At 35.2% G+C, this 10,229-nt stretch carries 14 protein-coding genes; 10 read left to right on the top strand and 4 right to left on the bottom strand.

The window, feature by feature from the left end:
• Positions 1–333 precede the first annotated feature (333 nt).
• Entirely contained in the window at positions 334–621 is a 288-nt protein-coding gene (locus BM227_RS11710; protein ID WP_092914101.1) for a hypothetical protein, read from the top strand.
• 178 nt (positions 622–799) lie between these two features.
• Here BM227_RS11710 and BM227_RS11700 read toward each other — a convergent pair whose 3' ends face one another.
• The gene (locus tag BM227_RS11700; protein ID WP_092914098.1) at positions 800–1,780 is read right to left on the bottom strand and encodes a Fic family protein; all 981 of its coding nucleotides are present in this window, start codon (positions 1,778–1,780) and stop codon (positions 800–802) included.
• A 348-nt stretch (positions 1,781–2,128) separates the two neighbouring features.
• On the opposite strand from BM227_RS11700, the gene BM227_RS11695 reads away from it, so the two are divergent.
• The 5 genes from BM227_RS11695 to soxZ all read left to right on the top strand — a co-directional run bounded on the left by BM227_RS11695 (position 2,129) and on the right by soxZ (position 5,744).
• The gene (locus BM227_RS11695; RefSeq protein WP_092914096.1) at positions 2,129–2,857 is read left to right on the top strand and encodes an arsenate reductase (azurin) small subunit; all 729 of its coding nucleotides are present in this window, start codon (positions 2,129–2,131) and stop codon (positions 2,855–2,857) included.
• A 14-nt stretch (positions 2,858–2,871) separates the two neighbouring features.
• On the top strand, positions 2,872–3,273 hold the full coding sequence (locus BM227_RS11690; RefSeq protein WP_092914095.1) for a hypothetical protein: 402 nt from the start codon (positions 2,872–2,874) through the stop codon (positions 3,271–3,273).
• A gap of 273 nt (positions 3,274–3,546) precedes the next feature.
• Complete coding sequence (locus BM227_RS11685) at positions 3,547–4,911, top strand: FAD-dependent oxidoreductase (RefSeq protein WP_092914093.1); 1,365 nt, start codon at positions 3,547–3,549, stop codon at positions 4,909–4,911.
• 11 nt (positions 4,912–4,922) lie between these two features.
• Positions 4,923–5,399: a thiosulfate oxidation carrier protein SoxY gene (locus BM227_RS11680; RefSeq protein ID WP_092914091.1), complete on the top strand. Its 477-nt coding sequence runs from the start codon at positions 4,923–4,925 to the stop codon at positions 5,397–5,399.
• A gap of 9 nt (positions 5,400–5,408) precedes the next feature.
• The gene (gene soxZ / locus BM227_RS11675) at positions 5,409–5,744 is read left to right on the top strand and encodes a thiosulfate oxidation carrier complex protein SoxZ (protein ID WP_092914089.1); all 336 of its coding nucleotides are present in this window, start codon (positions 5,409–5,411) and stop codon (positions 5,742–5,744) included.
• A 50-nt stretch (positions 5,745–5,794) separates the two neighbouring features.
• Here soxZ and BM227_RS11670 read toward each other — a convergent pair whose 3' ends face one another.
• The 3 genes from BM227_RS11670 to hemB are packed head-to-tail and all read right to left on the bottom strand — an operon-like array spanning position 5,795 to position 8,191.
• A complete protein-coding gene (locus BM227_RS11670) occupies positions 5,795–6,322 on the bottom strand; it encodes a DUF2603 domain-containing protein (RefSeq protein WP_092914088.1) in 528 nt (175 codons plus the stop codon).
• Positions 6,285–7,229 (bottom strand): ornithine carbamoyltransferase, encoded by a 945-nt coding sequence (gene argF, locus BM227_RS11665; protein ID WP_092914086.1) that lies wholly within the window; start codon positions 7,227–7,229, stop codon positions 6,285–6,287. The genes BM227_RS11670 and argF overlap by 38 nt, the downstream gene beginning before the upstream one ends.
• Positions 7,226–8,191 (bottom strand): porphobilinogen synthase, encoded by a 966-nt coding sequence (gene hemB, locus BM227_RS11660; protein ID WP_092914085.1) that lies wholly within the window; start codon positions 8,189–8,191, stop codon positions 7,226–7,228. Before hemB ends, argF begins: the two co-directional genes overlap by 4 nt.
• Before the next feature lie 89 nt (positions 8,192–8,280).
• Here hemB and ribA point away from each other — a divergent pair, with 89 nt between their 5' ends.
• Genes ribA through BM227_RS11640 form a run of 4 tightly spaced genes read left to right on the top strand, consistent with a single transcriptional unit; the run spans position 8,281 to position 10,126 of the window.
• Positions 8,281–8,859: a GTP cyclohydrolase II gene (gene ribA / locus BM227_RS11655; RefSeq protein ID WP_092914083.1), complete on the top strand. Its 579-nt coding sequence runs from the start codon at positions 8,281–8,283 to the stop codon at positions 8,857–8,859.
• Between the two features lie 42 nt (positions 8,860–8,901).
• Positions 8,902–9,471 (top strand): 16S rRNA (guanine(527)-N(7))-methyltransferase RsmG, encoded by a 570-nt coding sequence (rsmG, locus tag BM227_RS11650; protein WP_245757069.1) that lies wholly within the window; start codon positions 8,902–8,904, stop codon positions 9,469–9,471.
• A 23-nt stretch (positions 9,472–9,494) separates the two neighbouring features.
• On the top strand, positions 9,495–9,731 hold the full coding sequence (locus BM227_RS11645) for a PP0621 family protein (protein WP_092914080.1): 237 nt from the start codon (positions 9,495–9,497) through the stop codon (positions 9,729–9,731).
• A complete protein-coding gene (locus tag BM227_RS11640; RefSeq protein ID WP_092914078.1) occupies positions 9,731–10,126 on the top strand; it encodes a hypothetical protein in 396 nt (131 codons plus the stop codon). Before BM227_RS11645 ends, BM227_RS11640 begins: the two co-directional genes overlap by 1 nt.
• The last annotated feature ends 103 nt before the right edge of the window (positions 10,127–10,229 follow it).

Raw genomic sequence — 10,229 nt, 5'->3', positions numbered from 1 at the left:
TCATAATACAAGCAACATGACTTTTCTTTGCAATATCTATGCCAACATAGTACATAAAACATAACTCCTTCTTGATTGCTTGATATTTGGGTTGTGCTCACAGCCTCCTAACTCTATAGAACGGTAGAACATAAGCTCTCCAATAGCGTTTCATAGGTGAGTTAGCTAGCCCAAATTAGATAGGCTTTGTTGGGTCATCTTCTGACAAGGACAAACAGATCTTTAATTTGTGCCATTGACTGTGAATTGCAAAAAGCAGCTAACACAACTGTCTTTATGCTAACACAACTTTTATAACTTTTTCATCCTCTTTTGAGTGATGAGAAGTTATAAATGTATTATAGGAGGACAGTAGATGAACTTTTTGAGTTAGAGCTTGACTTGCCAAAGGTACAACGTGTCTATAGTGATGATGCTTTTGCATACGATACAATGTATGCTGAAAAATCGATTCAAGGTAAAGGTGCAATGACAAATAAAATTGAAAATCTAAATTCACAACTTAGAGATAAGATATCTTATCTTGTTAGAAAGACTAAAGCTCATGCAAAATCAGCCGAGTGGCTTGATTATCGTTTAGCAATTTTCTTTAATGCTAAAAATCTTGGATTATATGGCTAATTCGTCAGTACCTAAAATCATCCCTATTGCCTGTTCAATTATTTGTAATGGTGCGATAAACCACTCCCTTGGTGTATGTCTTTCTTCTTCATTATCATAAATGTCAATATTCAAGCAACTTTCACCAAAAAATCTATGCAACAACTTTGATGATATTTTACTTCTACAATATTTACCATTATTCACCCTTTATCTTCCAATAACCACCTTTTGGACTACCTACTCTCTCAATAGTTCCCATACTTTTAAGCTTAGAAAGCACCTTTTTAATACCCGATTCACTCATATTAAGTCTTAATGCCAACTCTTTGATACTGATTCTATTATCTTGTTTTATTAAGTTCAAAATTTTCTGGTCACTTTTTAGGTTACTTTTCTGGCTACTTTTTTGATACTCTTTTAAAAACTCTTTGACACTCAGATGTACACTCTCTAACATAAATTCAATAAATGGCGTACTCTCACCCGCACTTCCTGACTCTTCAAGTGCTTTATAATAGCTTTGCTGATGCTCTCTTACAATGCTCTCAATAGGTATATAAAAAAATATTTCTCTATAATTTCCTAATATTACACTTTGCCAAAGTCTGCCAATACGACCATTACCATCACTAAAAGGGTGAATAAACTCAAACTCATAATGAAATACTGAACTAGATATAAGAGGATGCTCTTCTGTTTTTGAAAGCCAAGTAAAAAGATTTTGCATAAGCTCATCGACTCTATATGCCGGCGGTGCTATGTGACTTACTCCCTCTTTACCATAAATCCCCACATTACCTTTACGAAAAGAGCCTGCATTTTCAAGTATGCCACCCATCATTAAACGGTGTGCTTTTAATAGGTCTTGTATCTCGGTAGGGTTATAGTTTTCTATCTCTTCATAAGCTTTTATAGCTCCCTTAACCTCCTCTATCTCACGAACAGTTCCAAGTACTCTCTTTCCCTCTATAAGTGCTGTTACCTCCTCTAAATTTAAAGTATTTCCTTCTATCTGCAAAGAGCCTGTAATGGATCGAATACGATTCTTTTTACGTAGAATGGGAGCAGATTTCTCTTTTTTAATGGCACTAACTTTTGTAATCATCTCTGTTATCTCATTAGTTAGCCATACCATTTTAGAGGTTATGGTGTAAGGTGGGGTATAACTACTTTTCATTGTTTTTCACCATTTTCTGATAAAGATTAAACAAATACTCCAATCTCTTCTTATCACTAGTAATCTGTTTAATATTGTCTTCTATTTGGGCTATATTCATTTTTGTCCTAAAAGTTATTTAAATAAAACAATAACTGTATTTTATCATCTTTTACATTTGCAAAATAAAGGCACTTTTTATTTACCATTTATTTACTATTAATTTTTATAATTTTTTATATATAAATATTTTATATCATAATTAATCTTTATATTTTCAAGCCTATATTAAGTATGAATTTCTTATTATATTGCTACGGATCTGTTCAATCTCCATCGCTCAAAATGATTGAACAAGGAGTCCAATAAATGAATCGTAGAAATTTTCTAAAAGTTGTTGGTGCTACTGCCGCTGTTATAGCAGTAAATCCTTCATCAATTTCACAAACACTCTATGCAAGCAATGGTGATCTATATAAAACATATGAGAAAGTTAAATTAGTTGACAAAGCAGGCAATCCCATTGTTGCTTCTAAACTAAAAAAAGAGACTAACTACTTTTTTACATACCCATACAGTGGTACCCCTGCTCTGCTTGTAGATATTGGTGAACCAACCAAAAAAAATGTAAAATTGGTCACTGAAGATGGTGAAGAGTATATCTTTAAAGGTGGATGTGGAAAAAATGGCTCTATTGTTGCAGTATCAGCTATATGTCCACACCAATTGACTCACCCAAAACCAAGTGATAGTTTTTTTAACTATGTTCCAAAATCAGGAAAGACTATGGCTTATAAAAGTGGAGGTGTCTTTGTATGTTCATCACACCTCTCTGCTTATGATCCAAAAGAAGGAGCAAAAAAAGTTTCCGGACCTGCGCCTCAAGGGTTAGCCACTATTATTATGGAAGTAGATGAGAATGATCACTTATGGGCTGTAGGTGTTCTTGGACCAAATAAGTTTCATGACTATTTTAAATCTTTTAAACCTGAATTCAAAGCAATTTATGGAAATTGGCGTAAAGCAAAAAAGATTGTCAAGGTAAAAACACCTGTAATGCTTCTTAGCGAATACTCCAAAGAGATTATCCAATATTAATGAAGGAACCATAGATGAAAAAAATAGTATTGACAATGCTCATTATGACTGGTTTATTATGTGCAGAGAGCTACACAAAAGCTGATCGCATAAAAGATATGCATAAAATGGCTGGAGGAATGAAACTTATTCAAAATGGATTTTTATATAGATGCCCAGAGCATAGCTGTCTAATTGATGGTGCAGAAAGAATTTTGGGAGTTGTAAAAACCCTTGAAACTCAAGAGATGAAAGATTTCCTTCCTGAAGATCAAAAATATGCATATAAATTTGGTCAAAAATCGGCTCGTATGATTGAACTTTATGCAAAAGATTTAATCGATTCTGCAAAGAGCAATAATATGGACGATGCACTAGAAGATTATAACCAAATACTTAGACAGTGTGCATCTTGTCATTTAAGACTTCGAAAATAACCCTATAAAAAAGATACCGTTTTAATTAATACGGTATCTTTATATAAACTTAATTTATTAAATCAACTCATAAAAATATACATTTATCAAGGATTTTAATATAAGAAAATATTCTTTTACTTATATGTAGTATAATAACTAAATATAATGAGTTTAAAATTACTAAAAATAATAATATTTTATACTAAATTAAGCATATGAACTTTATCATTTTTCCTGAGCGATGGAGATTTTGTTCAGACTTCGCCTGAAACAAAACCAAAAGGATTCACCATGGGAATGAACAGACGTGACATCTTAAAGCTAGCAGGACTTGCAGCAGCATCAGCTGCTGTAACAGGTTGTACATCAAGTAACCAAGGAGCCAAGCCTTCTAATGGACCAGTGGTAAAAAATGGGATACTGGGTACTCCTGCACCACTACCAAAAAATGGAAAAGGACCTAAAGTAGTTGTTGTAGGAGGTGGTTGGTCAGGACTATCAATTGCAAAATATGTTAAGAAGTTTGCACCAAATGCAGATGTTGTTCTTATAGAGAAAAGAGCTCATTTTGTATCTTGTCCACTTAGCAACCTATGGTTAGTTGATCTTGTTAAGCTTGAATTTCTATCTCATAGTTTTACAGATGCTGCAGCAAACAATGGTTACACTTTCTTCAATGCTGCCGTATATGATGTAGATAGAGACAGCAAAAAGGTTTATACTAATGAAGGAACAGTCAATTATGACTATCTTGTTTTAGCCCCTGGTATAGGTTATGACTATAGTGGATGGACAGGTGGTGATGCAGAGCTTGAGTATGAACTTCGCACTAAATACCCTGCTGGGTTTATGACAAACAGTGAGCATGCAACTATTAAAAATAAACTTATGAATTTTGAAGATGGTAACTTTATTCTTACAGTACCTGGTGGAAACTATCGCTGTCTTCCTGCACCATATGAGCGTACGTGTATGATTGCATGGTATATGAAAACAAATGATATTAAAGGCAAAGTTCTTCTTTTGGATGAAAACCCAGATATTACAATCAAAAAAGATGGATTCCACTCAGCTTTTAAAGATCTTTATGGCGATTATGTAGAGTACCTCCCAAGTACAAAAATTACAAACTTTGATCTAGGAAAAAAGAGAATAGAAACAGAATTAGGAGAAGAGATAGAGTTTGCAGATGCAGCATTCTACCCACACGTTAGAGGTAATAAACTCCTTGAAGTTACCGGTGTAGCAAAAGATAGTGTCTTTAACAAAGCAGAAGCTAATATAGATCCTTTTACATACCAGGTCAATGGTGATCCAAATGTATTCTGTGCAGGAGATGTTCGTCCTATGGGATTTAGTAAATCAGGAAATACAGCAAATTCAGAAGGACATATACTTGCACGTATGATAGCTGATCGAATCAATGGAAAAGAGAGCAAATGGAAGTCTCCATTAACAATATGCTACTCTGCAATAAGTGGTGATCCATTACGTGCGGTTTCAGTCAATGCTGGCTATGCTTGGAATGAAAAAACAAAATCTTTTGGTTTTGCCAATGCATCAACAATGGAGAAATGGCAAGGAAAAGATGGAGTAAATGGTGGACGAGGACTCTTAGAGTGGGCTTCAGGCATGTATCGTGACATGTTCATGTAAGAAGGGTTCACATGAAAAGAAGAGAATTCATAAAAGGAGTGGCTGGTGCAACAATTTCAATGCCACTAATACCCAGTTTAATTGGCAACCGACTTTATGCCGATGAAGATGAGATACCTGAAGAACTGCCTTTTGAAGAAGCATATAAAGATATAGTTGGAGATGATGAGGTTAAAGATGGCAGTAGTGTAATGGAGCTTAATATTCCAAAACAGCCATCAAGTGGTGCAGCTGTACCAGTTGAAGTAACTGTAAAACTGCCAATGGAAAAAGATAACTATGTTTCAGCCATTCATGTTCTTACAACAAAGAATAAAATCAACCATGTAGTTACGGCTAACTACACACCATCAAATGGAATGGCTTATCTGTTTGTAAACACAAAACTTGCTACAAAACAGGATGTTGTCATAATTGCTGAAACAAATAATGGAGAGTTTTATAAAGCAAGCCAGTATGTCCGAGCACCGCTTGGCGGATGTGGTTAAGGGGAAGTTATGGGAAAAAAGTTTAGAGCCGGAGCAAAAATTCTGGACAAAAATTATAAAGTCGGTGATATAGTAAAAGTACAAACTATCATTATTCACCGGATGGATACTGGATTTGCAAAAGATAAATCAACAGGCAAACGTTTGCCACAGTTTTATGTCACAAATGAAAGTATCTATTATAATGATAAGCTAATATGCGATTTTGAATTTGGCGTTTCAGCAAGTCACAATCCAAAATTAAAGTTTCCAGTTAAAATTACAGGTCCTGGAACAATAAAAGTTGTATTTGAAGACAATAGAGGCAATAAACAGGAAAAAAATATAAAAGTTTCACCAAGTTGAGAATAAATGTTTAGCTTGCTGCGGCGGAAATTATGCTCCGCCGTAACAAATTAATCTTGATCTTCAAAATTTAAATTTTTAAGCGAATAAAATAGATTTGGATGTTCTCGTTTTATATTTTTGACCAAATTTTCAAGGTTTACACTTGATGGTTCGGCATCACTACTTTCAAGTCTTTTTTGCAATTCATGTATTGCTACTGTCCAAACATCATGAAAATCGATTGGCAACTCTTTTGCAATTGCTCTCTCAAGACGAGATTTAAAGACCTCTTCACCCATATGCTGAAGAGAGTTCATAATTCCCATCATAGCTTCTGCACTTGAAAAGACCATTAACTTTCCATCTTCATCTATGACAAACCAAGGCTGTTCATCACTCCAAGAGCCACGCTTTAATTCTAAGATCTTATGTTTATCATCTACAGGTTTTATCTCTAAAACTGGTCTTTGGGTAGGTTTTGGCATACCAAGCTTTATTGCTATTGCATCTATCTCTTCTAACTGTTTATCTGCTGGTAAATTTTTCAAATCTTCAATATTAAACTTCATATATCTGCTTCTCTTTCCGCTTGCCATCAAGCCACACCATTATACCTTTTTGTGCGTGTAAACGGTTTTCTGCTTCATCAAATACTACACTTTGCTCTCCTTCAAGTACATCTTCAGTAACTTCCAATCCACGATAAGCAGGCAAACAGTGAAGGAAAATTGCATTATCACTAGCTAGTTTCATCATATTATCATCTACAGTATAACCTGTAAAATCTTTGATCCGTTTCTCTTTCTCTTCCTCATCTCCCATAGATACCCAGGTATCTGTAGTTACTACAGTAGCTCCAGATACAGCAACTTTTGGATCATCGGTAAATATAATCTTACTTCCACTCTCTTTGGCAAACTTTAGAGCATCATCAACAATATTTGGATCACACTCATACCCTTTTGGTGTTGCAATTCTAAGCTCAAATCCAAGTTTTGATGCCAACATCAACCAACTATGAGCCATATTGTTACCATCACCAATATATGCTACTTTCGCGTTTTCAGCTTTTCCATGCTCAATCATTGTCATATAATCAGCCATAAGCTGCACCGGATGATACTCATCTGTCAAACCATTAATAACTGGAACATTTGAATATTTTGCAAACTCTTCAAGCTTGCTCTGAGAATATGTTCGAATCATCACCATATCACACATACGGCTGATTACGCGTGCAGTATCTTTCATAGGCTCACCACGCCCTAGCTGAATATCTCGTGATGATAAAAAGAGCCCTGTTCCTCCAAGCTGGTAAATTCCCGTCTCAAAACTTACACGTGTTCTGGTACTTGATTTTTCAAAAATCATAGCTAATGTATGTTTCTCCAAATATGGAGTAAAACGCTTAGATTTTACTTCCGCTTTGATGCGTAATCCAAGTTCAATAATCTCTAAAATCTCTTCTTTTGTATAATCTTTAAGTGTTAAAAAGTGTCTCATAGTAACTCTACCGCCTCTTTTGCATGATATGAAATAATTATATCGGCTCCTGCTCGCTTAAATCCTAAAAGTGTCTCCATCATTACCCGTTCATAATCTATTACTCCGGCGCGTGCTGCCATTTTTAGCATACTGTACTCACCACTTACATTATAAACTGCAAGAGGAAGATCACAAGCTTGGCGAATATCTCTAATTATATCCATATAAGCCAATGCCGGTTTTACCATAAGTATGTCTGCACCCTCACGCTCATCTTCAATACTCTCTAAAATAGCTTCACGACGATTTGCCGGATCCATCTGATAACTACGTCTATCTCCAAAACTTGGCGCACTCTCTGCTACATCTCTAAAAGGTCCATAATAAGCACTTGCAAATTTTGTAGAGTAACTCATAATTGGAATATGGCTAAAACCTGCACTGTCTAATCCTTCACGAATTGCAGTAATCATTCCATCCATCATGCCACTTGGAGCTATCATATCTGCCCCTGCTTTTGCGTGAACTATGGCTTGTTTGGCAAGATTTTTAAGAGTAATATCATTATCTACTGTCTGAAGATTTGGATTCAGTACACCGCAGTGACCGTGATCTGTATATTCACAAAAACATAAATCTGTAATAACAAGCATATCAGGATGTGCTGCTTTAATTTCACGCAGTGCAGTAGCTATAATGCCATGCTCACAAAGGGCATCACTTCCAACAGAGTCTTTAACATCAGGAATTCCAAATAGTATGATAGATTTTAATCCTAGTGATTTAAGAGCCTCACACTCTTTTATAGCCTCATCTATACTCATCTGAAAAACACCCGGCATAGATGCCACCTCATTTTTAACACCTTCTCCACTTCTTATGAAAAGTGGATAGATAAAATCATCAGGTGTCAAAACTGTCTCGCGTACAAGATCTCTTAGAACTGGATGGAGCCGTTTGCGTCTAAAACGTGCGAACATGGGTAAAACCTTTATATCTTTTGTATATGGTATAATCGCAATCAATATTGAAAGCAAGTATTTTACCAAAAATTAGGAAAATTAACGCAATGAACGTTGAAATATCTGAAGTAGCCAATCTCCCAACTAAATTTGGCAATTTCAAAATACAGGCATTTAAAGAGCAACTTTTAGACGGTTGCTACAAAGAGCATCTTACAATTTTTACCGATCAGATGCCAGAAGTTCCTATTGTCAGAGTACATTCTGAGTGTCTTACCGGAGATGCCTTGGGTAGTTGCAAGTGTGACTGTGGAGAGCAGTTGGAGTATGCACTGCATATGATTCAAAAACATGGTGGACTAGTTATTTACTTACGTCAAGAAGGACGGAACATAGGTCTTTTAAACAAAGTTAATGCTTACTCTTTGCAGGACAAAGGGTTAGATACTGTCGCTGCTAACCATCAATTAGGTTTTAGTGCAGATGAAAGAACTTATGAAATGGTTGAAAAAGTTCTTGCCCATTTTAAAATTACAAAAATACGCCTTCTTACAAACAATCCTAAAAAGATTGAGAGTTTAAAAGGCGTAGAGATTATTGAACGACTGCCTATCATAGTTGAAGCCAACCCTCATAATGAAGCTTACTTGCAGACTAAAAAAAGTAAAATGGGACATCTTTTGTAATGTTAAATTTTAAATGTTGAATGTTGAATTATGGAGAACCAGTTGAAAAAATTGAAACTACCAGATGAAGTCTATAAAAAATTAGATAGTTTTACCAAATCTTTAATGGATTGGAACAAGGTACACAATTTAACAGGTGCTAAAACATATGAGGCTATAAATGAGCAGATATATGACTCTATCTATCCTTTAACTTTTCTGTCAAAACAAAATAGTCTACTAGATATCGGTACAGGTGCAGGTTTTCCCGGTATGATACTAGCTATTGCAATGCCTGAAACTGAATGTACACTTTGTGAACCTTTACGTAAACGAGCCTCTTTTCTTAAGTTTATTGTTAGAGAATTGGAACTTACAAATGTAACAGTTGAAGCCAATCGAGTTGAAGATCTTGAAGTTAGACCATATGATCTGATTACCTCTCGCGCCGTTACAGATACTAAAACATTAATAGAGTGGAGTCGTCCATTTATAGGTGAAAATACGCAAATGCTCTTTTACAAAGGTGAACAGGTTTTTGAAGAGGTCAAAGGGCTTGAATCTTGTAAATATGAACTTATTTCGCGAGATCAACGCAACTACTTATGGATTAAGAAGTTAGGAGTTTCCTAACTCGAAAAAAAAGGAGCTTTTTTATGTTAAAGATATTACTAACCATTGCTGTCATTGCCGGTATTTACTTTTTTTTAATTAAAAAACCCCAAGTAGCAAAGAAGCGTCAAGAGCGTGCTGAAGATGAAAAACGTAAGCCAAAAGATGATGAAGACATAATGGTCGAGTGTGAAAAATGCGGTACATTTGTCAGCTCAAAAGAGGCAATAATTGTAGATGGCAAATACTACTGTTCTAAAAGTTGTGCAGGAATTAGATAATGATTATCATAGGTCATCCAGATATACCATTTGATCCACTCTATTATGTAGAAAGCATTGAAGAGATTGTAAAAACTCCTTCAAACAGTACTCTTTGGCTTGGAGCATTTGCAGATGCAAAAGAGATTGCACAACATTGCTATGAAAACCATATTGCTTATGGAGTAATGGCAGAGTCAGTCAATGACGCACTGCTAGCTAATGCACTGCACGCACAATATATTTTAGCTGATCACTCTTTAGCTTCCAAACTACAAAAAATTGCTGAGAACTATCTCTTTGATGCAAAGATTTTAGTGCCTATTTCAGATGAGAGTGAAATGGAGATAGTTGCAGAAGCTGGAATTGATGGAGTGATATTTCAAGATGCAATTATTTTTTCAGAACAGTCTTGACATTAGTCAAGTTTCATAGTATATTTTGAGTCAAAATAACTCAACTTTTATATAAAGCCGTTTTATAAGAAACAACTTAAACGGCTGAAATTTTAAAAAAAAA

The sequence above is a fragment of the Hydrogenimonas thermophila genome, from assembly GCF_900115615.1.
GTDB lineage: Bacteria > Campylobacterota > Campylobacteria > Campylobacterales > Hydrogenimonadaceae > Hydrogenimonas > Hydrogenimonas thermophila.
This window is presented reverse-complemented; position numbering and strand designations above follow the sequence as displayed.